This window comes from Pseudomonas sp. RC10, from assembly GCF_038397775.1.
GTDB classification, from domain to species: Bacteria; Pseudomonadota; Gammaproteobacteria; order Pseudomonadales; family Pseudomonadaceae; genus Aquipseudomonas; species Aquipseudomonas bambusae.
Genome location: NZ_CP151650.1, coordinates 3,217,117 through 3,239,199 on the forward strand (window position 1 = coordinate 3,217,117; position 22,083 = coordinate 3,239,199).

The window sequence follows — 22,083 nt, forward strand, 5'->3', positions numbered from 1 at the left end:
TCGTGTGTGTATTCATTTTTATTAGAGGCTCGTGATTTACGTTGGAAAGCAACTCAATACGAAGCGTTCGTTATACGTCATCGTACAACGTCATGCAATCGTACCGTTGTGCTCCGGTGAATCAAGGGCCGTTTGTCGCTGGCCAGGTGGTAGAGAAGGTCTGCGCGATCGGCTTCGCTGCCGTCGTGACCTCCGGCGTCTGCCACCGGTTCTGCGTCGAATTTGCATGTTCGGTCTGACGCTGTTTTGCCATTCAGCGTCGATTACACATGTTGAGTTCGACATTGATCTCGTAGGAGACGCCGGAGGTTACGACGGCAGCGAAAAGCCCTACCGCCTCAGCCTAGAAACGCCTCAGTCGAAATGACCTCTGCATAGGCAAACCCCAACGCCGACATGAACGCTGCATGCACCTGTGCGGCAGGGACGGTCGTGCCGTTGAATTCCAGGTCGCGGGTCGCGCAGGCGTCATGGATGACGTTGACCTTGTAACCCAGGTCCGCTGCTGCACGAACCGTGGCGTCGATGCACATGTGGCTCATCGAGCCGATCACCACCAGATTCTTGATGCCCTGTTCGTCCAGCAGCGCCTTCAGGCCGGTCTCGCGAAAGGCGTTGGGAAAATGCTTGAGCACCACTGACTCCCGTCCCTGATTCGCCGCTTTGGGGTGCAACTGCGCCCCCTCCGAGCCCGGCACGAAAAACGGGGCGTCGGGGCTTGTGAATTCGTGGCGCACGAAGATCACCGGGTGGCCTGCATCACGGCTCGCCTGAACGACACGGGCGGCGTTGTCGACGGCGGCGTCGGCCCCGGCCAACGGCCATTTGCCGCCAGGGAAATAATCGTTCTGGATGTCGACGACGATGAGTGCGGTGTGGGACATGTCTGTTTCCTCGGTGGGATGTGTGTGATGTAGCGTTCAGTATTGACCTCTCTGCCGCGCAGGAGGATTGTCAGCACCGACATATGGCGAGGGAAAACTGACAATGAGCGTTGAACGGGCGGTGGCCGACATCGGGGTGCTGATTTACCCCGGCGCGCAAATGGCGGCGGTGCATGGGCTGACCGACCTGTTCGAAGTCGCCAACCGCATGGCCGACGAACAGCAGTCTTCTCAACTGCCACGGCTGCGCGTCAGTCACTGGCAGGTTGATGCGCAATGCGAACCGCAGCGGGTGTTCGAGACGTTTGCCTCGGACGGGGAGGGACCGTTGGCCGCCGTGCTGATTCCGCCCTCGTTGATGGGGCTACCGGGAACGGAGGCCATGGACGGCCTTTCGCGCTGGGTGCTGGCGCAGCATGGGGCCGGAGCGACCATCGGCACGGTGTGTCTGGGCGCTTTTGTCCTCGCTCAAACGGGGCTGCTCGACGGTCGTGCCGCGACCACCCACTGGAGTCAGGCGAGTCCTTTGAGCGAACGTTTTCCCAACATCAAGGTGAATGTGGACAAACCCATCATCGACGACGGCGACATCATCACCACGGCGGGGCTGATGGCCTGGTCCGACCTGGGGTTGCGTCTGGTGAGCCGATTGCTCGGCCCCGGGATCGCCTCCCGGACGGCACGTTTTCTGGTGATCGAACACAGCGAAAGCGAGCAGGAATACGGCAGCAACTTTGCGCCGATTCTGAACCACGGCGATGCCCCGGTGTTGAAGGTCCAGCATTGGCTGCAAAGCGTCGGTGCGGTGGACGTGTCGGTCGATGAGATGGCGCGGCGCGCCGGGCTGGAGGAGCGCACCTTTCTGCGACGCTTTCGGGCCGCAACGGGCCTGAGACCCACCGAGTATTGCCAGCATCTGCGCGTGGGCAAGGCACGGGAGATGCTCGAATTCACCACGTCCACGGTCGACCACATCGCCTGGACCGTGGGCTATCAGGATCCTGCGGCATTCCGTTCCACCTTCAGAAAAGTCACGGGACTGGCCCCCAGCGAGTACCGCAGCAAATACGGCGTTGGCTCGCAGGGGCGTCATCCCGTGGTTGAATCATGAGCCACTCGACGCACAGCGCTGTCCAACTCGACAGTTCTCTTCTGGAAGACCGACATTTCATGCTCACGAACGGACTCACTCGCCACGCCCATGCCCTTGCCGCCGCGCTGCTGCTGGCATTGCTGGCCGGGTGCGGCTCGCAGCGCATACAGGCGCCGCCACCCCCGCCCGACGTGGTGCGCAGCGAAATCGTGCGGCTGTTGCCCGCCAGCGTCCCTGATCGCAAAGGCTGGGCGACCGACATCTACACCGCGTTCGATGCGCAGAAAATCGACCCCACTGTCGAAAACCTCTGTTCGGTGCTGGCGGTGGCGGAGCAAGAATCCAACTATCAGGTCGACCCGGCCGTGCCCGGCATGGGCAAGATCGCCCAAGACGAGATTGACCGTCGCGCCAGCAAGGCCCACATCCCCAATCTGCTGGTGCGCAGTGCGCTGGACATCCGCTCGCCCACTGGCAAAACCTACAACGAACGCCTCAGCGCGGCCCGTACCGAAAAAGACCTCAGTGCGATCTTCGACGACTTCATTGGCATGGTGCCTTTGGGTCGCACGTTGTTCGGCAACTTTAACCCGGTGCACACGGCGGGGCCGATGCAGGTCAGCATCGAATTCGCCGAACAGCAGGCGCGGGGCTATCCGTACCCGGTTGAGGATTCGATTCGCCATGAAGTGTTCAGCCGTCGTGGCGGGGTGTATTTCGGCATCGCCCATTTGCTCGGCTACCCGGTCAGCTACGACAAGCCGATTTACCGTTTCGCCGACTTCAACGCCGGTTGGTACGCCAGCCGCAACGCTGCGTTCCAAAGTGCAGTCGCGCGTTTGACCGGCAAGCGCCTGGCGCTGGATGGCGACCTGATCAGCTACGGTTTCGGCCCTTCGCTAGGGCAGACCGAACTGGCCGTGCGCAGCCTGCACACGCAATTGGGCATGCGCAATCCGACCATTCGCAGCGCGCTGGAAAAAGGCGAGACGCTTGAGTTTGAAGACACCGATCTCTACAAACAGGTGTTCGCCCTGGCGGACAAGGCGGCAGGCAAGCCGCTGCCACGGGCGATTTTGCCGGGCATTGTGCTGGAAAGCCCGAAGATCACCCGCAAGCTGACCACTGCGTGGTTCGCGCAACGGGTCGAAGAGCGTCGCGTGCGCTGCATGGCGCGGGCTTCGGGCGCGTTGAAATGAAAGCAACGGCCGTAGAGGCGACCGCTGGTCATATTCGTGGCACCTCTGGGCGTCGACTGCTTCGAATATGAGACAGCCCGATCGTTGGGCTCAGCCGAGAGAGGTGCTTATGTCAGTCGATCCCACCACGCCGATCACCCGCCCCGAAGAGCTGCCGACCGCGGATCAGGACCTCGATCCCGATGCCAAGGATGACGAAGACTTCGAGGAGGACAAAAAGGAAAGCGCTGAAGCGCGACCCGAGGATTGGCAAAAGCCCGACGCGCCGCGTCCCCCGGACTGGAATGAGCCGCCGGCCGCCACTCCGGTGCCTCCGCCCGACGAGCCGACGCCGCTGTCCGATGATCTGCGTTAACAACCCCGTATCTGCGCCGGAGCGAACACGATGTCCGCTCCGGCCTTTTATCGTTGTGAATCAGGGAGCTTTTGGCTGTGAAGCGTGAAACCGTGTCACCCGGCATTATCACCAGCAGCGTGCCGATTTCCGACGTCGAAACCGCCGAGACGATGCTGTTCGGCACCCCCAAGGAACGGCTGGATTTCTACCGAAAGGAAATCCAGTACGAGACCGCCATCCTGTCCAACCGCACTAACGCCTATTTGTCGGCCCAGTCATTTCTGGTGATCGCGTTTGCCTCGTCGATGGCGAACTTGAATCCGGAGTGGGGCAAGCTGTTCACCCTGGTCGTGCCGCCGTTTTTGACGCTGTTGGGGCTGATCAGCTCAATGCACGCGTGGCCGGGGATTCGCGCGGCCTACGAGATCATCGATCATTGGCACTTCAAGCAAAGTCAGCTGCTGCACAGCCAGCCCGCCATGGGCTTGGCCTATGATGATTCGCCGTTGTTCAGTGAGCACGAGTCGAGCGAGAAGGGGTATCGGAAGTCGCTGATGTTCTCGATGCGCACGCCGTGGCTGTTCAGTGGGTTCTGGTTTTTGCTGGGCGCGTTTTCGATTTATGCGCAGACGACTGATATGGCGTTTTGAGAGGGGCTGTGCAGGCTGCAAAACCTGTAGGAGCGAATTTATTCGCGAAGCGGTGGTGTGATTGATGAGGATGTGTCGGCTGTACCGGCCCCTCGCGAATGAATTCGCTCCTACAGGCTCGAGTGTGGTCATGCTGCTGGGTGTGCTGCCGTGTATAGCGCCGGCATGAATCTGTGATCAAGCCCGCAATTTCCGCTGAGCGAGCCGGACGCTCGCCCATCCCGACCTACACTCCATCATCGGCCCGGAAAGGCAGGCACACCGGTGCCCGGCCCCGATCAACATGGAGGTGGTGCGATGCTGTTTACCCCGGAACTGCGCAGGACGCTGGAAAGCGCGTTTCTGCCCTTGGCCTGTGAATGCACCCTCATGCCCGGCGGCGGCCTGCTGGTGAAAATCTACGACGCCACCACCGGTACAGTCGCCATGCAGGTCGAGAACGTGTCCATTTCCAATATCACCACCATGCGCGCCGTGGCCGAACTGGTGGCCGAATTGCGCTACGACTTGCGCACCACCCGCACGCCCTTCGGCTCGACCCCGACACGCTTCGCCGCTGCCAGCGGGGGGCTCTGAAAAGCGCCAGGCGCAGCGTGGTCTATTATCTTCACCGGACATGGAACCTTTTGTCGGTGGTGATGTTACCTTGACACCAAGCGGGCGGCGGGTTATTCGTCGCACCCGCTCGCCGTAGCAAAAGCGCTTTATATTGAACCAGTTAGGTCCCGATTCGGTAGCCGAATCCGCGCCTGACTCATTTTCGTGTGTCCGCCCGTCGTCGTGTCCTCACTCTATTGGACCCGACGAGCGCACCTTCAGGAGCCAACCTCATGGCAGTACTGCAGCAAACCACCGTGGATTCTCTCAAACGCGCCGAAGCCGAGCTGGCATCCAGCTGGCGCGCCGATCTGGAGACGAGCGGCGCTACGCGCAATCTGAAAGCGGACGATGTCGACCAGCAGACCAAAGAGTTTTTGCGCCTTCTCATCGCCGTGCTGGAAAAGGGCGGCTCGCAGAACATCACCACGGCTGATTGGGACGAAGCCCGTCAGTTCCTCGAAAAACTGTCCCACCAGCGCGCGTTGGCCGGGCAGGATTCCCAGCAGACGGCCAGTTTTATTTTTGCTCTCAAAGGCCCCGTGTTCACGCTGCTGCAAAAGCAATACGCCGACAGCCCGGTCGCGCTGGCCGAACAACTCTGGGAAATCTCGCAACTGCTGGACGTGCTGGGCATGCACACCATTCGCACCTATCAGAAATCCCGCGAGTCGGTGATCAAGCGTCAGCAAGAAGAACTGCTGGAGCTGTCCACCCCCGTGGTCAAACTGTGGGATGGCGTGCTCGCCCTGCCGATGATCGGCACCCTGGATTCCCAGCGCACCCAAGTGGTCATGGAGTCCCTGCTGCAACGCATCGTCGACACCGGTTCCGAAATCGCGATCATCGACATCACCGGCGTGCCGACCGTCGACACCCTAGTCGCCCAGCACCTGCTGAAAACCGTGACCGCGATTCGCTTGATGGGCGCCGATTGCATCATCAGCGGCGTGCGTCCGCAGATCGCCCAGACCATCGTCCATCTGGGTCTGGACCTGCAAGGCGTCGTCACCAAGGCCAATCTCGCCGACGCGCTGGCGCTGGCCTTGCGCCGTCTGGGCCTGACCGTCACCAAGGCGGTATAAGCCCATGGAGCGGATTCCGATTCTGCAAATGGGTGACTTCCTGCTGGTCACCATTCAAGTGGACATGCACGACCAATTGGCGCTGACGCTCCAGGACGATCTGTCCGAGCGCATCAGCAAGACCTCTGCCCGAGGCGTGCTCATCGACATTTCGGCGCTGGACATGGTCGATTCGTTCATCGGGCGCATGATTGGCATGATTTCCGGCCTGTCCCGCATCATGGACGCCGAAACCGTGCTGGTCGGCATGCAGCCTGCGGTGGCGATCACGCTGGTGGAACTGGGCATGACCTTGCCGGGTGTGAGCACGGCGCTCAATGTCGAGCGCGGCATGACGCTGTTGCGCGAGCGGGCTTATTCCCAATGAGCGTGCGCAGCAGCGGCACCCAAGGCATTCAGATCGAACAGGATGTGGTGCTGGCGCGGCAACTGGCGCGCAAGCTGGCGCAGGAATGCGGCATGCGCCTGATCGACCTGACCAAACTGGTGACGGCGGTCAGCGAGCTGGCGCGTAACACCATGGTCTACGGCGGTGGCGGCGACATGGACTGGGAGATCGTCGAAGACGGCGCCCGCACCGGCCTGAGGTTGACCTTTCGCGACGAAGGCCCCGGCATTCCCGACCTGAAACTGGCGATGACCGACGGCTGGACGTCGGGCGGTGGCCTTGGCCTCGGGCTGACCGGCGCCAAACGGTTGGTGGACGATTTCGAGCTGGACACGGCGCCCGGCGCGGGCACTCGGGTGATGATCTGTAAATGGACCTGAGACTGCACAGCAGCCTGACCCGCGTGTTGGCGATCGAAGACACGAGTCAGGTGGGGCACGCGCGGCGCATCGCGCAAAAACTCGCCGAACAGCTGGGCTTCGACGCCACGGATTCCGGTCGCGTGGCGCTGGTCGTCACGGAAGTTGCCAGCAATATCCTAAAGCACGCCAGCAACGGCGAGCTGCACCTGCGTGCGCTGCCGGGTGCTGTGCCGGGTGTCGAAGTCATCGCTATTGATAGAGGGCAAGGCTTCGCCCTTGACGACTGCATGGCTGACGGCTTTTCCACCCGGGGCACCCAAGGCATCGGCCTCGGCGCCATGCTGCGTCAGGCCCAGGTGTTCGATGTGCATTCGGACAACCGGGGCACAGTGGTGCTTACCCGGTTCTACCCGCGTCAGGCGACCGTCAAGGACGTGCGGCTCGGCGTCTCCCAACATTCGCTGCACGACGACCCGGCCTGTGGCGATGCCTGGGAAGTGGCGATCACAGGGCAGCAGCTCAGCATTCTGGTAATCGATGGCCTTGGCCACGGCCCGGAGGCTGAAAGCGCGGCGACGGCGGGTACCCTCGCATTTGGCCGCGAACCGTTTGCCGATCCCACCCTGCTTCTTGAGGAGATTCACCACGAGATGCGCGGAACCCGTGGCGGGGCCGTTGCGATCGCGCAATTCGATGGAGCACAGGACCATCTGCGCTTCATTGGCATCGGCAACATCGGCGCGTCGCTGATTGGCGAGGACAAACCGCGAGGGCTGGCGTCGCACCCCGGCATCGTCGGCCTGCAATACCGGAAGGTGCCGCCGGTGGGCTACCCTCAAAGCGCCGGACAGCTTTTGATCATGTACAGCGACGGCCTGCAATCGCGTTGGAATCTTCGCGATTATCCGGGTCTGATGTATCGACACCCGGCCATTATCGCGGCGGTGCTGCACCGCGATTTCTGCCGCGGCAGGGATGATGTAACGGTATTGGCGATGGCTCTGGAGACGCTCGATGATTGACAACCCTGCCCACGGCGCTCCCGAAGAGTCAGCGGAACTGAAGCAAGTGCGCAACGAGGCCGCCGCGTTGCGTGCTGAACTGGATGAGACCAATCAGGGCGTGCTCGCCCTGTACGCCGAACTGGACACCCAGGCCGAGCAATTGCGTCAGGCCTCTGATCTCAAGAGCCGCTTTCTGTCGTACATGAGCCACGAGTTCCGCACGCCGCTGGGCTCGATCCTGAGCATCGCGAGCCTGCTGAGCGACGAACTCGACGGTCCGCTCAGCCCGGAACAGCACAAGCAAGTGACTTTCGTCAGCACGGCCGCCCGCGAGTTGAGCGACATGGTCGACGACTTGCTTGACCTGGCGAAGATCGAGGCGGGGCGGATCAGTATTTCGCCCGCCTGGTTCGACATGTTCGACCTGTTTTCAGCGCTGCGTGGCATGTTTCGGCCTATCGTCGACACCTCGGCGGTGGACCTGATTTTCGAGGAGCCGGTGGGTCTGCCAAGGCTGTACACCGACGACAAGAAGCTCGCGCAGATCCTGCGCAATTTCATTTCCAATTCATTGAAGTTCACTCAGCGTGGTGAAGTGCGTGTGTCTGCCCGCCTCGAAAGCGAGCGGGAAGTGCGCTTCGCCGTGACCGACACCGGTATCGGCATTCCGTCGGAGCTGCACGGCGCGTTGTTCGAAGATTTCGCCCAGGTCGATTCACCGTTGCAAAAACGCTTGCGTGGTACCGGCCTGGGGTTGTCGCTGTGCAAACGTTTTGCCGAGCTGTTGGGCGGCCGCGTGGGGCTGGAAAGCCAGCCGGGCGTGGGTTCGACGTTCTATGTGGTGATCCCGTTGGCGCTGGCGCAGGAGCACGGCGATGAAAGCTGACACCCGGCTGTTGATCGTCGACGACAACGCCGCGACCCGTTACGCCTTGCGCCGACGCATGGAGCGACAAGGTTTTATCGTGGCGGAGGCGGGCACCGGCACCGAAGGCCTGGCGCTGATCGCCGCCCAGGTGCCGGACGCGCTGATCCTCGACGTCAACCTGCCGGACATGAGCGGCTTCGACATCGTGCGGCAGTTGCGCAGCGAGGCGCGCACCGCGTTGCTGCCGGTGGTGCACGTGTCCGCAGCTTCGATCCAGACCGGCGACATCGTCACCGGGCTGGAAGCCGGGGCAGACGCCTATCTCGTCCACCCGGTGGACCCGGACGTGCTGCTGGCGACCCTGCGCACGCTATTGCGGGTGCGCGACACCGAATTTGCCCTGCGTGACAGCGAGGACCGTTTTCGCGAGATTTTCGTCAACGTCTCGGCCCCCATTGCGGTCATGGATGGCGAGCTGAAGGTCCACGAATGCAACCACGCGTTCGCCCGTTTGATCGCCACCGGCTCGGCGCAAAACGCCGTGCTGAGCTGCTTCGCCGACGATCAGGATCAGGCCATCGCCGGATTGCGGGACGCGCTGAATGCCGATGAGCGCTGGAAAGGCGTGCTGAGCATGCGCGTGCAGGGCGATGTGCGCGAGACCGAGTGGCAAGTGTCGCCGTACCGCGTCGAAGGCTTGAGCCTGGTGTTCATTGAAGACGTGACCGAACACCGGCGTCGCGAGCAGTCGCATCTGCAAAAACTCGACACGGTCAGCACGCAATTGGCCCACGAAGTGGCCGAGCGCGCCCGCACCGAAGCGCAATTGCTGCAAGCACAGAAAATGGATGCCATCGGCAAGCTCACCGGCGGCATCGCCCACGACTTCAATAACCTTCTGACGGGCATCGTCACCGGCCTGGAACTGATCAAGAAGCGCACCGAAGACCAGCGGCCCGAAAAAGTCCTGGCCTATGCCGACGCCGCGCTGGCTTCGGCAAAAAGCGCGGCGAGCCTGACCCATCGGCTGTTGGCCTTCGCTCGCCAGCAACCTCTCGACACGCGCCCGACGGACGTCAATCAGTACGTTCGCTCCCTCGAAGACTTGCTCAGTCGGACCATCGGCAAGCGCATCGGTCTGACCCTTGAACTGACGTCACGCGGTGCCGTCGCGATGGTCGATGCCGGGCAGCTCGAAAGCGCGGTGCTGAACTTGGTGATCAACGCCCGGGATGCCTTGCCGGAAGGCGGCAACGTCTGGATCAGCACCTACGAGGCCTATTCCCAAGGCAATTCGCGCCTGGCGGATGGGCCCTATATCGCGCTGACCGTGCGCGACGACGGCGTGGGTATCGAACATCATTTGGTCGACAAGGTGTTCGATCCGTTCTTCACCACTAAACCCATCGGCGAGGGCACCGGGTTGGGGCTGTCCACTATTTACGGTTTTGCCCGGCAGTCCGGCGGCGACGTCAATATTCGCAGCGTGGTCGGCCACGGAACCGAAGTGACGCTCATGTTGCCCGCCGCGATGAATCAGACCGTGGAGCCCGCGGCGGTCGTCGAGAACGCCGAACTCGGTGCAGGGGAGCATGTCCTTATCGTCGAGGACACGGCGTCGGTGCGCATGTTTGTCAACGAAATCCTCAGTGACGCCGGGTATCGCTGCACACAGGCGGCAGACGTTGCCACGGCGCTGGAATTGCTTGAACACGACCCGTCCATCGACCTGCTGCTGACTGACGTCGGCATGCCACAGATGAACGGCCGTGAACTGGCTCAACGGCTGCGCAGTTGGCGGCCGAATGTGCCGGTGCTGTTCATGACGGGGTATGCGGAGAATGCGCTGAACCGGCAGCATTTTCTGGGAGACGGCATGGACATGATCACCAAGCCGTTTCAGTTGGTGGACTTCCTCGGCAAAGTGAGGTCGATGCTGGACGGGTGAAGCGTTGTTTTTTCACCGTTTTTCGCAACGAGCGACCAATGCGGTGTAGATTTTTGTTACTGTTTACGCCAATTCATTTGAGTGTCAGACGCTATCCGTTTGGCGCCCACCTTCGTCGAGCATCTGTGCGGAAGGTGAAGGAGAACCTGTTTTGACCCTTAGTCCGGAACTTCACCAGAGCGCAATCGACAACTGCGCCCGTGAACCCATCCAGATTCCCGGCAGCATTCAGCCCCAGGGCTTTCTGCTGGTGATCGACGAAGCGGCGATGACCATCGTTCAGGTCAGCGCCAACGTCAGCACGTGGCTGGGCATGGCGCCTGAATCCCTGATTGGCATGGCGTTGACCCGCGTCTTCGATGATTGCCCGAGCCTGCTGGACCGGTTGGCCGCGCTGCCTGAAGACGACCAGAACCCGTTCCATGTCGGTGATGTGTCCTTCCTTGAAGGCTCCCGTGCCGGCAAGCCGACGGCGATGATGGTGCACCGCCACGACCGGGTGCTCATCGCCGAATTCGAACCTGCGAGCGACATGGGTTCGGCCTACGGCAACGTCTATCCGCTGATGCGCACGTTCATCAGCCAGATGGAAGAGACCGAGACCATCGAAGCCCTGAGCCTGCGTTCGGTATCAGAGGTCAAGCGCATCACCGGTTTCGGTCGGGTCAAGGTCTACCGATTCGATGCCGACGGTAACGGGCTGGTCAATGCCGAAGTCGCCGATGAAGGCTACCCGAGGTACCTCGGGCTGAGCTTTCCGGGCACTGACATTCCCGCTCAGGCGCGGGCGTTGTACCTGGCCAACCGCATTCGCGTGATCGAAGACGCCGACTATCAAGCGTCGCCGCTGGTGCCGGTCAACAACCCCGTCACCGGTGCGCCGCTGGATTTGAGTTTTGCCACGTTGCGCAGCGTCTCGCCAGTGCATTTGCAGTACATGCGCAACATGCAGACACTGGCGTCGATGTCGATTTCCATCGTGGTGCGAGGCCAGTTGTGGGGCCTGATTTCCTGTCACCATTCGACTCCTCGCGCCGTGAGTTTCCAGACTCGCACCGCCTGCGAATTGCTCGGCAGCGTGCTGTCTCTGCAGATCGAAACCAAGGAAGCCCAGGCGAAGAACCAACGCATGCTCATTCTGCGTCGGCAAATCGTCCAGATGCTGGCGGCCATGGCCGATCTGGACAGCGTCATCGGCGGCTTGCGCGCCATGCCCGATGTGCTGCTGGCATTCGTTGAGGCGAGCGGGGCGGCAGTGATTTCCGAATCGACCCTGGACGTCTACGGCGAAACCCCGAAACGCGAACAGATCCAGGCCCTGACCCAATGGCTGAGCAAGCGCGGCACCCACGATCTCTTCCAGTCCGACAATGTGAGTCGTGACATTCCAGAGCTGCCGAAACTTGCCGAATCGGTGAGCGGCGTGTTGGCCATGGCGATTTCCGAGCTGCATTCGAACTACATCATCTGGTTCCGCCCGGAACAGACCCGCGTGGTGAACTGGGCGGGCAAACCGGAAAAATCCGTCAGCGACAGCGGCTCCTTGAGCCCTCGTCACAGCTTTGCGCTGTGGCAGGAAACCGTGCGCGGCTTCTCCCGTCCATGGGATGAGCTGGACACCGAAGGCGTCGTCGAACTGCGGGCCGCTGTGCTCGGCATCGTGCTGCGGAAAGCCGAAGAAATGGCGGCACTTGCGGACGAACTGAAAAAGTCCAACAAGGAACTCGAAGCCTTTTCATACAGCGTTTCCCATGACCTGCGGGCACCGCTTCGGCATATCGCCGGGTACGCCGAGCTGCTGGGCGACATCGAAGGCAGCAAGCTGTCCGAGCGGGGCGTGCGGTTTCTGGAAAACATCGGTGAGTCCGCGCGGTTTGCCGGGACGCTGGTGGACAACCTGCTGAGCTTTTCGCAGATGGGCCGTTCGGCGATGCGCTATTCGGAAGTCGATCTGAACGCGATGGTCGACGCGATCCGCCGCGAGATGCTGCCGGATTACCAGGACCGTGACCTGCAATGGCACGTTCCCGAGCCCTTGCCGGTCGTGATCGCCGACGCGGCGTTCCTGCATCTCGCGATGCGCAACCTGCTGTCCAACGCCATCAAGTACACCCGCAATCAGAGTGCGGCGGTGATCGAGATCGGCAGCTACGAAGAAGACGACAAGGTCGTGGTGTATATCCGCGATAACGGTGTGGGTTTCGACATGCAATACGCCAGCAAACTGTTCGGCGTGTTCCAGCGGCTGCACCGGATGGAAGAATTCGAAGGCACGGGGATCGGCCTGGCGAGCGTGCGTCGTATCATCGAACGGCATGACGGTTCGGTGTGGGCGCACGGCGAGCTTCGGCAGGGCGCCACATTCTATTTTGCGCTACCTAAGCGCAGCCTCTCTGTAACCCTTTGAGTGTCCGAGGAGACGCCCAATGTTGAAACCCATTCTTCTGGTAGAAGACAACCCCAACGATCTGGAGTTGACCCTCGTCGCGCTGGAGCGCAGCCAGTTGGCCAACGAAGTGATCGTCCTGCGCGATGGCGCCGAGGCACTGGACTATCTCTTCCGCCGCAATGCCTACAGTGATCGGGTCGCCGGCAATCCTGCTGTGCTGCTGCTGGACCTGAAGCTGCCGAAACTCGACGGTCTTGAAGTGCTCAAGGCCATCCGCGAGAGCGAGGAGTTGCGCAGCATTCCCGTGGTGATGCTGACCTCGTCCCGCGAAGAACCCGATCTGCAACGCGCCTACGCGTTGGGAGTGAACGCTTACGTGGTCAAACCGGTCGAATTCAAGGAATTCGTCTCAGCCATCTCTGATCTCGGGATTTTCTGGGCCGTTCTCAACGAGCCGCCGCCCGGCTCACTGCGACTGACACGCCGTCCGGGGTCTTGATTTACCCGTTCCCATGGCCTGATCTGTCCCGCGAAATGCTGGCGGCGATGGTTTTTTGCGCAATACACGACGACTATACATGCCGCTATCGCTTCTCAAACTGCTGCTGGTTGAAGACAGTCCGCACGACGCCGAACTGACCCTGCTCACGCTGGAAAGCAGTGGGCTGAAAATCGACGCCACTCTGGTCTACAACCACCAGGAGGTGGAGCGGGAACTGCTGGTCCGGCGTTTCGACCTGATCCTGAGCGATTACCTGCTGCCTGGCTCCTCCGGGCCCGAAGTGCTCAATAGCGCGTTGCGTCTTGCGCCGCAGACGCCCTTCATTTTTCTTTCCGGCATTTTTGGTGAACAGCACGCGGTCGAGATGATGCGCATGGGCGCCATCGATTACGTGCTCAAGCAAAACCTGAAAATGCTGCCCAAGGCCGTGATTCGTGCGGTCTCCGAGGTCCACGAACGGGAAAAACGCCAGCGCGCCGAGGCCACATTGCAGGATGCCGAAGTCCGCGCTCATCTGGCCATCGAAGCGGCGGAAATGGGCGTCTGGACCTACGACCCGCGTACCGAGACCCTCCTGTGGGATGAGCGCTGCAAGGCGCTTTACGACGTGCCAGCCGACGCGCCGGTGAGCATGGCGTTCATGTTTTCCCGCTGCCACCCTGATGATCGCGACCTGCTGCAAAGTAAGGTCATGGCAGCCCTTGCCGCCGATACCGGCTTCCAGATCGAACACCGCTTGCTGGTCGAGGGAGACACCGAGCGTTGGGTGTTTTCCAACGGTCGCTCGCTGTTCGAAGACGGTAAATGCGTGCGTTTCACCGGGGTGATGCAGGACATCAGCGAACGCAAGCAGGCGACGCAGGCGCTGCATCAGCTTAATGAAATTCTCGGTGAGCGCGTGGTCCAGCGCACCCGTGAACGCGACCGCACCTGGGAACTGTCCCGGGAATTGCTTGGCGTGCTGCGCTTCGACATGACGCCTATCGCGCTCAATCCTGCCTGGGAAGCGACGCTGGGTTGGACCCGCGCCGATTTTCACGCGCAATCGCTGGGCGAGCTGATTCACCTCGACGACCTCGAAGCGACCTTGCGCGAGACCGCCAGCGTTGCTCAAGGCAATGTCACCACCCGTTTCGTCAATCGCATGCGCCACGCCGACGGCAGTTTCCGCTGGCTGTCCTGGACCATCGTGCCCGACGAGGGCCTGATGTATGCCGCCGTGCGGGACATCACCAGCGAACGTGCGGTGGTCGATGAACTGGCGGCCACCAACAAACGTTTGCGTGACCAGATCCGTGAGCGCGAGCGCGTCGAGGCGGCGTTGCAGCAGATGCAGCGTCTGGAGGTGGTGGGCCAGTTGACGGCGGGCGTGGCCCACGACTTCAACAACCTGCTGACGGTGATCCTCACCAGCGCCAATTTCCTCGCCCGCGACCTGGAAAAAGGCGTGTTCACCAAATCGCCCCAGCGCCTGCAAAACATCCGCTCGGCGGGCGAGCGGGGCGCCAAGCTCACAAGCCAGTTGCTATCGTTCTCGCGGCGTCAGCGGCTGGAGCCGGTGGCGCTGAACCTCAACGACACCATTGGCGGCATGCGCGAGTTGTTGGCCCGGGCCTTGGGCGGCAGTGTCTGGGTGGAGACCGAACTGGCGGATGACCTGTGGAGTGCGCTGGTGGACCCGACGCAGACAGAGATGATCATCCTCAACCTCGCGATCAACGCCCGGGACGCCATGGCTCAGGGCGGGCAATTGCGCCTGAGCACCTGGAACGAGATCGTCTACCGCCTGCCGCAACGCCCCGAAGACCCGGACCCCGGCGCTTACGTGGTGCTGTCGGTCAGCGACTCCGGCTGTGGCATGAGTGAAGAAGTGCTGGCCAAGGCCTTCGAACCGTTCTTCACCACCAAGGCGGTGGGCAAAGGGTCCGGTTTGGGGTTGGCGCAGGTGTTCGGTTTCGCCAAGCAATCCGGGGGTGGCGTGAGCATCGACACCGCCGAAAACGCCGGGACCACGATCAAGGTGTTCTTGCCGAGCATCGCTCGTACCGCGATACCGATGGTCAGCGTGTCGGACATGCCGGGCCACGCCGACGCCGACGACCTGCATCGCACGATCCTGCTGGTGGACGACGATCCCGAAGTGCGTTCGGTGACCGCCATGATGCTCAGTTCGCTGGGGTATTCGGTCGTCGAAGCGGAAAATGGCGATGAAGCGCTGAAGAAAATCGACAGCGGCATCGAGCTGGTGCTGACCGACTTCGCCATGCCCAACATGACCGGCGCCGAACTGGCCGAGATCGTGAGGCGCGACCATCCGGGGCTGCCGATCATGTTCATCACCGGGTTCGCCGACATCGACATCCTTGACGTCGATCAGCAGCTGATCGTGCAGAAGCCTTACAAGGAAGAAGAGCTGGCGCGCAAGTTGGCGAATGTGTTGACGAAGAACGGGGCGGGCGTGGCGTCGTAGAACGCAACCCGCGACCTGCTTCTGGCCGCAGGCCGTGGGAGCGTAGCTTGCTCGCGATCTGTCGCGAAGCGGCAGCAAAATCTGGTCATGCGGCGTGTCAGGTAAAAAGTTATTGATCGTCGGAGCGGCGGGTTTCAATCATCCCGCGTCAGCACTTCCAGCAACTCAATCTCGAAAATCAGATTCGAATGCGGCGTGATGTGCGCTCCCATGCTGCGTTCGCCGTAACCCAAACGGGACGGCACCCGCAACTTGCGCTTGCCGCCGACTTTCATCCCCATGATCCCGATGTCCCAGCCCTTGATGACCCGACCTGTGCCGATCACGCACTGAAACGGCTTGCCCCGTTCCCAGGAGGAATCGAACACGGTCCCGTCTTCGAGCGTGCCAGTGTATTGCGTGGTGATCAGCGCCCCCTTGACCGCCACTTTGCCGGTGCCTTCTTGCAGGTCGATGATCTGGAGTTCGTCGTTCATGGTGTCTTTCTCGTAGAAACCGAAGCAGGCGGGGGATGCTAATGGCGTGGTGCATGGCTGGCAATATTCATCAGCGCGACGGGGTTCACTGTGGGAGCGAATTCATTCGCGAGAGGGCGGTACATCCGACACCTGTCTATCGTCTGGAAGATTATTCGCGAATACATTCGCTCCCACAGAGGACGGATTTGCGGACACGCGTTCAACTCCCCCCGGATGACCCTTTGGGGGGGCATAAAAAAACGGCGCGTCCTGCGAGGGACGCGCCGCTTTCGATCAGCGGATCAAGCCATCATCAGGCGATGACGTCGCTGCTCCACTCGCCATTCACCAAGCGCTTGAGGCCCAGTGGGTTGGCGTTTTGCAGCGCGGCCGGGAGCAGGCTGTCCGGGTAGTTCTGGTAGCAGACCGGACGCAGGAAGCGGTCGATGGCCAGGGTGCCGACGGAGGTGCCCCGCGCGTCGGAAGTAGCCGGGAACGGGCCACCGTGGACCATCGCATCAGACACTTCCACACCGGTTGGGTAGCCGTTGACCAGGATGCGGCCGACTTTCTCTTCCAGCACCGGCACCAGCCATTGGTATTTCTGCAGGTCAGCGGTTTCGCCGATCAGCGTAGCGGTCAGTTGGCCGCGCAACGCTTGCAGCGCCGCTTTCAGTTCGGCGTCATCCGCCACTTCGATCAGCAGCGTCGTCGGGCCGAAAACTTCTTCCTGCAGCAGTTCGTCACCGTTGAGCAGCATGCTCACGTCCGCCTTGAACAGCTGCGGCTGCGCCTGACGACCTTCCTGCGGTTTGCCCGCCAGGTGCGTGACGCTCGGGTGCGCCAGCAGTTTCTGCACGCCCTTGCCGTAGCTGCGCAAACCGCCTTCGTTGAGCATGGTCTGTGGCGCCTGGCCACCCATGTGCTCTTTCAACTGTTCGGTGAACGCCGTCAGGGCAGGGGAGCGAATGCCGATGACCACGCCCGGGTTGGTGCAGAACTGGCCTGCGCCCAGCACGACGGACGCCGCCAGCTCACCGGCGATGGTCGCGCCACGGGCTGTCAGAGCGCCAGGCAACAAGACCACCGGGTTGATGCTCGACATTTCGGCGAACACCGGAATCGGCTGTGGACGCTCGGCGGCCAGTTTGCACAAAGCCGTGCCGCCGTGCAGCGAACCGGTGAAACCCACGCCCTGAATCGCCGGGTGCTTGACCAGACCTTCGCCAACGCCGCTGCCGAAAATCATGTTGAACACGCCTTTCGGCATGCCGGTTTTCTCGGCGGCACGCACGATGGCCTGGCCGACCAGATCAGCGGTCGCCATGTGGCCGCTGTGGGCCTTGACGACCACCGGGCAGCCGGCCGCCAATGCAGAAGCAGTGTCGCCACCGGCAGTGGAGAAGGCCAACGGGAAGTTGCTGGCACCGAAGACAGCGATCGGGCCGACGCCGATGCGCAGCTGGCGCAGGTCGACGCGAGGCAGCGGTTTGCGATCCGGCAGGGCCTGGTCAATACGCGCGCCGAGGAAGTCGCCGCGACGCAGGACTTTGGCAAACAGACGCATCTGGCCGCTGGTACGACCGCGCTCGCCCTGAATACGGCCCGCAGGCAATGCGGTTTCCTGGCAGACCAGTGCGACGAAGTCATCGCCCAATGCATCCAGCTCGTCGGCAATGGCGTCGAGGAATTCAGCGCGGCGAGCGGGGCTCAACTGGCGGTATTCGAGAAAAGCGTCTTTGGCAGCGAGGGCGGCGGCGTCGATTTCACCGTCCGTGGCCTGATGGAACGCGTAAGGCAGGGCGTCGCCAGTAGTGGCATCCAGACTCTTGTGGCGTGCTTCGCCGAGGCCGCTGCGGGCGCCGCCGATGAAGTTCTGGCCGAGAACATTAGGCATCTGCTTCTCCTGTTATTGTTGGGTCGAAACGGTCGGACAAGGTGTCTGACGAGGAATCGGTAAAAGTGCGTGATGCGTGCCGCCGATAATGCGTGACGGGTCATCGCAAGTTGACAGTCATCATACAACTGCATTTTTGTGGCCGCAAGGGAAGGGGCGATTCCGGTTGGATGCCGACACCCACAGGAGATTGGGCATGTGCGCGAGACCGCGGCGTGCTGCCATGCCTTGCAGTTCGACTTGCCGACCGCGGCGATCCTGCGGGTTCCGCCGACAATGGCCCCCTGAGCTTTCACCAAATTGGCCGTTTTACCTGCAGCGTCCAACGCATAACCTCGCCATCTGCCCACGATTCCGAGCATCGACATGCCGTCACGAACCGATATTCATCAGGCATCACCCACGGCCATGAAGACCCTGCAAGCCGTGGAGCAGGCTGTGAGTCATTTGCCCCTGGAACCGTCGTTGGTGGCGTTGGTGAAACTGCGGGTCTCACAGCTCAACGGCTGCGCGGCATCGGTGGATCGCTACGTCCATGAGGCGAGTCTGCAAGGAGAGTCCGAGCGCAGGCTCTACACCGTGGCGGTGTGGCGTGAATCTCCCTTGTTCAGCGACCGCGAACAGGCGGCGTTGAACTGGGCCGAGTGCATCACCCGAATCGCTGCGAGCCACGCCCCCGACGCCGATTATGACCAACTGTCGCAGCGCTTCAGCGAAGCCGAACGAGTGGACCTGACACTGTTGATTTCCACGGTGAACAGCTGGAATCGGCTGACGCTGAGTTTCACCACGCGCCCCGCACACTGATCCCATTCGAACCACGACTGACGACACGCGCCCTCCTACAAAAGCGGAGCATCAACGAGCCGTGCAGGACTGCCAGGCAATCTGTTCCAGAACATCCCGCAACCGGTCCAGCGCCGGGTCGATGTCGAGGGTTTCGATGGCACCAAACCCCAGCATCAGGCCATCCCGGGTTGGGGCGCTGTGATAGAAACCGGTCAGCGGGTACAGCCCGATCTCGACCTTGCGCGCCAACTCCACCAACAGTCGCAGGTTGATCGGCACCTTGAACATCACTGCCATGTGAAAGCCCGCCGTGCACGGAATCGCTTCCAGCCAGGGCGACAGGTCGCCCGCCAGTCGCGCCAGTATCCGCTCGCGACGCCCGGCATAGATCCCGTGACAGCGGCGGATGTGTTTGTTCAGCAGCCCCTCGCTGATGAACTTGGCCAGCGCCCATTGGGGCAGGGTGCTGGTGTGCCAGTCGGTCAGTTGTTTGGCCTTGATCACGGCCTCCAGAATGGCGCTCGGCAGCACCGCATAGCCCAACCGCAGCTCGGGCAAAAGGGTTTTGGAAAAGGTGCCGACGTACGCCACGACACCGAACCGATCCATGCTCTGCAACGAATCCGTCGGGCGCCCTTCGTAGCGAAACTCGCTGTCGTAATCGTCCTCTATGATGATCGCGCCGATACGGCTGGCTTTCTCAAGCAAAGCTTCCCGACGCGCCACACTCATGGGCATGCCCAGGGGCATCTGGTGAGACGGGGTGACGTAGATCACGTGGGCGTTCTCGGGAATGCCGTCGACGATGATCCCTTCCTCGTCCACCGGCACGCTGACCACATTCGCGCCTTGTGCCGCGAACAGCAGCCGAGCCGGGGTGTAGCCCGGATCTTCCATGGCCACAGTGCAACCGGGCTCGATCAATACGCGGGCAATCAGGTCCAGCGCCTGCTGCGCGCCGTTGCACACCACCACGTCTTCGGCGCTGCATTTCACGCCACGGGCAAACGCGATGTGTCCGGCGATGGCGTGACGCAGCGGCGCGACGCCTTCCGGCTGGCTGTAGAAACCTCGTGCCTGGGACATTTGCCGTAAGGCGTACTGGGTGCAGCGTCGCCAGTCGTCATGGGGGAATTGGGTCTTGGCCGTGGCGCCACCGATGAAGTCGCAACGCAAGGTGCCTTCAAGCGTGGGGTGTCGCAGGGGAAGGGAGATGTCCTGCCACTTTCTCACCACCTTTTGACTGGCGAGGTCCGAGCGAATCGAGCTGCGTTGGGGTTGAGCGCTCAGGGTGTTGACGAAGGTCCCGCTGCCAATCTTGCCCACCAGAAAGTTTTCGTAGGTCAGTCGGCTATAGGTGTCGGAAATGGTCTTGCGGGACAACCCCAATTGCGCCGCAAGCAGGCGGCTCGGAGGCAGTTGGACCCCGGCGGCCAGGCGCCCGGATTCGATGCTGTCGCGCAGTTGCTGGTACAGCTGATTCGCCAGGTCCTTGCGGCCTTGAATGACGATGTGAAGTTCCACGCACGGCTCCCTGGCTCAGCGTCCACGATCTGGAATTCTAGTCAGCGGGCGAGGAAGCGGTATAGCTGCGCAGCGAAAAAACCGGCAATTGGTCTCCTGATCGATGCGCAATGGTGCGGTGAAAACCTTCGGGATTGGACGTCGCGTGCGTCCGCGCCACCCCTTAGGCTGGAGGCCGTGATCATTGAGAAACCGTGAGCTCCCATGGCGCTTCGTCTGGACTACTACACCGCATCCCCGGCAGCGCTCAAAGCGCTCATCCTGCTGGAAGCGGCCAATTTCGACCTTTGCATTGAAAGACCGCTGATGGAGCTGATCAAGTTGCGCGTCTCGCAGCTCAACGACTGTGCGTTCTGCGCCGACATGCACGCCACCGAAGCCCGCCTCAACGGCGAACAGCCGCGACGTTTGCACGCGCTGGTGGTCTGGCGCACATCGGACGTGTTCACCTTGCGAGAACGCGCAGCGCTGGCATGGTGCGAGGCGGTGACCCTGCTGGCGCCGGAAGGGCCACCGGCGGCGTTGTACGACGCGTTGTGCGCCCATTTCTCGGAGCGGGAGCGGGTGGACCTGACAGTGGGAATCGCCACCATCAACTGCTGGAATCGCATGGCCGTGGGCTTTCGCAAGGGGCCGTCTGCCTGATCCCGGCGTTGGCGCTTTTGTCCTTTGTAGGAGCCGGCTTGCTGGCGAATGCGGCGTGTCGGCGACACATGGGTGGCTGACAGACCGCTTTTGCCAGCAAGCCGGCTCCCACGAAGTACGTGCGCGAAGTCCAGTTCTGCGATAACCCCGCCATCGGCAAACCCGCTCAATCCCGCTATCCTGCGTGCTGCTTTTTTTACCCCCTTTCAAATGCAGCCGGACGGATATCACACATGGAGTTCACCAGTGGCTTTTTGCTGAGCCTTTCGTTGTGCCTGGACATTGGCGTGGCCAACATCGCGATGATCACGCTGGCGATGCAACGCGGTTATCTGCAAGGGTTCTGGTTGGGGCTGGGCACCTGTTTCGGTGATCTGTTCTACGCCATTCTGGCGCTGGCGGGCATGACCGTGCTGTTGCGATACGAATGGGTGCGCTGGGGGTTATGGCTCGGCGGTTCGGTGCTGTTGATCGGCTTCGCGGTGAAGATGGTGATTGCCGCGTTGTCCAGCCACGGTGGCCTGGCCGTGGCCGGGGAGGCGGACAATCGCTCTGGGTTGAGGGAGTTTTCGCGAGGGGTGTTTCTTGCGGTGTCGTCGCCCACGGCCATTCTCTGGTTCGCGGCAGTGGGCGGGACGCTGATCTCGCGGGCGGGCGGACACGGCACCCTCAGCACCGCGTTTTTTCTGTCCGGTTTTTTCAGCGCGGGCGTGGCCTGGTGCGTGTTCATCTGCTTCGCGGCGAGCCATGGCGGGCGATTGTTGGGGGATCGGCTGCTGAAATACTCGTACTGGGTGTCGGCGGCGATCTTCTGTTACTTCGCGGTGTTCGTGATCGTGTCCGGGTATCACGAATTCATCGTCAACGCGGCGCGGGGGTAAGCCGAACCGAGGCGCCTTCCGTTCTTCAAACACCGAACGTTTACGTCCATGGGCGCTCATAGACATAAGCAACGGCGTAGACAGGATCGTCCCCAGCCGCGCGTTTGAGCGTG

General features: G+C 61.8%; 21 protein-coding genes. 17 read left to right on the forward strand and 4 right to left on the reverse strand.

All coding sequences use genetic code 11. The annotated features are described in order from the left end of the window. Nucleotides 1–338 precede the first annotated feature (338 nt). Nucleotides 339–884 (reverse strand): cysteine hydrolase family protein, encoded by a 546-nt coding sequence (locus AAEO81_RS14855; protein ID WP_341964333.1) that lies wholly within the window; start codon nt 882–884, stop codon nt 339–341. A 103-nt stretch (nt 885–987) separates the two neighbouring features. On the opposite strand from AAEO81_RS14855, the gene AAEO81_RS14860 reads away from it, so the two are divergent. The 14 genes from AAEO81_RS14860 (at nt 988) to AAEO81_RS14925 (ending at nt 15,776) form a co-directional block, all read left to right on the forward strand. Continuing rightward, a complete protein-coding gene (locus tag AAEO81_RS14860) occupies nt 988–1,995 on the forward strand; it encodes a GlxA family transcriptional regulator (RefSeq protein WP_341964334.1) in 1,008 nt (335 codons plus the stop codon). 59 nt (nt 1,996–2,054) lie between these two features. Then, on the forward strand, nt 2,055–3,176 hold the full coding sequence (locus AAEO81_RS14865; RefSeq protein WP_341964335.1) for a DUF1615 domain-containing protein: 1,122 nt from the start codon (nt 2,055–2,057) through the stop codon (nt 3,174–3,176). A 109-nt stretch (nt 3,177–3,285) separates the two neighbouring features. Beyond that, entirely contained in the window at nt 3,286–3,531 is a 246-nt protein-coding gene (locus AAEO81_RS14870) for a hypothetical protein (RefSeq protein WP_166598078.1), read from the forward strand. A gap of 152 nt (nt 3,532–3,683) precedes the next feature. Next, a complete protein-coding gene (locus AAEO81_RS14875) occupies nt 3,684–4,163 on the forward strand; it encodes a hypothetical protein (RefSeq protein ID WP_166598114.1) in 480 nt (159 codons plus the stop codon). A gap of 297 nt (nt 4,164–4,460) precedes the next feature. Further along, entirely contained in the window at nt 4,461–4,739 is a 279-nt protein-coding gene (locus AAEO81_RS14880; protein WP_166598079.1) for a DUF1652 domain-containing protein, read from the forward strand. A gap of 254 nt (nt 4,740–4,993) precedes the next feature. Then, nucleotides 4,994–5,845, forward strand: coding sequence for an STAS domain-containing protein (locus AAEO81_RS14885; RefSeq protein WP_341964336.1), 852 nt, complete (start codon nt 4,994–4,996; stop codon nt 5,843–5,845). A 4-nt stretch (nt 5,846–5,849) separates the two neighbouring features. Beyond that, nucleotides 5,850–6,212 carry an STAS domain-containing protein gene (locus AAEO81_RS14890; protein ID WP_062381930.1) on the forward strand — a complete coding sequence of 121 codons (363 nt, stop codon included), beginning with the start codon at nt 5,850–5,852 and terminating at the stop codon, nt 6,210–6,212. Then, nucleotides 6,209–6,613, forward strand: coding sequence for an anti-sigma regulatory factor (locus tag AAEO81_RS14895; RefSeq protein ID WP_166598081.1), 405 nt, complete (start codon nt 6,209–6,211; stop codon nt 6,611–6,613). The genes AAEO81_RS14890 and AAEO81_RS14895 overlap by 4 nt, the downstream gene beginning before the upstream one ends. Then, nucleotides 6,604–7,617, forward strand: a complete 1,014-nt coding sequence (locus AAEO81_RS14900; RefSeq protein ID WP_341964337.1) for an ATP-binding protein — start codon at nt 6,604–6,606, stop codon at nt 7,615–7,617. Before AAEO81_RS14895 ends, AAEO81_RS14900 begins: the two co-directional genes overlap by 10 nt. Continuing rightward, the gene (locus tag AAEO81_RS14905; protein WP_166598083.1) at nt 7,610–8,485 is read left to right on the forward strand and encodes an ATP-binding protein; all 876 of its coding nucleotides are present in this window, start codon (nt 7,610–7,612) and stop codon (nt 8,483–8,485) included. The genes AAEO81_RS14900 and AAEO81_RS14905 overlap by 8 nt, the downstream gene beginning before the upstream one ends. Next, nucleotides 8,475–10,415, forward strand: a complete 1,941-nt coding sequence (locus AAEO81_RS14910; RefSeq protein ID WP_341964338.1) for a response regulator — start codon at nt 8,475–8,477, stop codon at nt 10,413–10,415. The genes AAEO81_RS14905 and AAEO81_RS14910 overlap by 11 nt, the downstream gene beginning before the upstream one ends. 151 nt (nt 10,416–10,566) lie before the next feature. Further along, nucleotides 10,567–12,822 carry an ATP-binding protein gene (locus tag AAEO81_RS14915; protein WP_341964339.1) on the forward strand — a complete coding sequence of 752 codons (2,256 nt, stop codon included), beginning with the start codon at nt 10,567–10,569 and terminating at the stop codon, nt 12,820–12,822. 19 nt (nt 12,823–12,841) lie between these two features. After that, nucleotides 12,842–13,303 (forward strand): response regulator, encoded by a 462-nt coding sequence (locus AAEO81_RS14920; RefSeq protein WP_341964341.1) that lies wholly within the window; start codon nt 12,842–12,844, stop codon nt 13,301–13,303. A 79-nt stretch (nt 13,304–13,382) separates the two neighbouring features. Further along, nucleotides 13,383–15,776 (forward strand): hybrid sensor histidine kinase/response regulator, encoded by a 2,394-nt coding sequence (locus AAEO81_RS14925; RefSeq protein WP_166598087.1) that lies wholly within the window; start codon nt 13,383–13,385, stop codon nt 15,774–15,776. Between the two features lie 134 nt (nt 15,777–15,910). Here the strand turns inward: AAEO81_RS14925 and AAEO81_RS14930 are convergent, their stop codons facing one another. Both AAEO81_RS14930 and AAEO81_RS14935 read right to left on the reverse strand, forming a co-directional pair. After that, the gene (locus tag AAEO81_RS14930) at nt 15,911–16,252 is read right to left on the reverse strand and encodes an FKBP-type peptidyl-prolyl cis-trans isomerase (RefSeq protein WP_341964344.1); all 342 of its coding nucleotides are present in this window, start codon (nt 16,250–16,252) and stop codon (nt 15,911–15,913) included. A 295-nt stretch (nt 16,253–16,547) separates the two neighbouring features. Further along, on the reverse strand, nt 16,548–18,131 hold the full coding sequence (locus tag AAEO81_RS14935) for an aldehyde dehydrogenase (NADP(+)) (protein WP_341964346.1): 1,584 nt from the start codon (nt 18,129–18,131) through the stop codon (nt 16,548–16,550). A 366-nt stretch (nt 18,132–18,497) separates the two neighbouring features. On the opposite strand from AAEO81_RS14935, the gene AAEO81_RS14940 reads away from it, so the two are divergent. After that, a complete protein-coding gene (locus AAEO81_RS14940) occupies nt 18,498–18,938 on the forward strand; it encodes a carboxymuconolactone decarboxylase family protein (RefSeq protein WP_341964348.1) in 441 nt (146 codons plus the stop codon). Between the two features lie 51 nt (nt 18,939–18,989). On the opposite strand, the gene AAEO81_RS14945 is transcribed toward AAEO81_RS14940, so the two are convergent. Beyond that, entirely contained in the window at nt 18,990–20,444 is a 1,455-nt protein-coding gene (locus tag AAEO81_RS14945) for a PLP-dependent aminotransferase family protein (RefSeq protein WP_341964349.1), read from the reverse strand. A 204-nt stretch (nt 20,445–20,648) separates the two neighbouring features. Between AAEO81_RS14945 and AAEO81_RS14950 the strand changes: the two genes are divergently transcribed. After that, a complete protein-coding gene (locus tag AAEO81_RS14950; protein WP_341964350.1) occupies nt 20,649–21,089 on the forward strand; it encodes a carboxymuconolactone decarboxylase family protein in 441 nt (146 codons plus the stop codon). A 233-nt stretch (nt 21,090–21,322) separates the two neighbouring features. After that, nucleotides 21,323–21,970 (forward strand): LysE family transporter, encoded by a 648-nt coding sequence (locus tag AAEO81_RS14955; RefSeq protein ID WP_341964351.1) that lies wholly within the window; start codon nt 21,323–21,325, stop codon nt 21,968–21,970. Nucleotides 21,971–22,083: the final 113 nt, after the last annotated feature.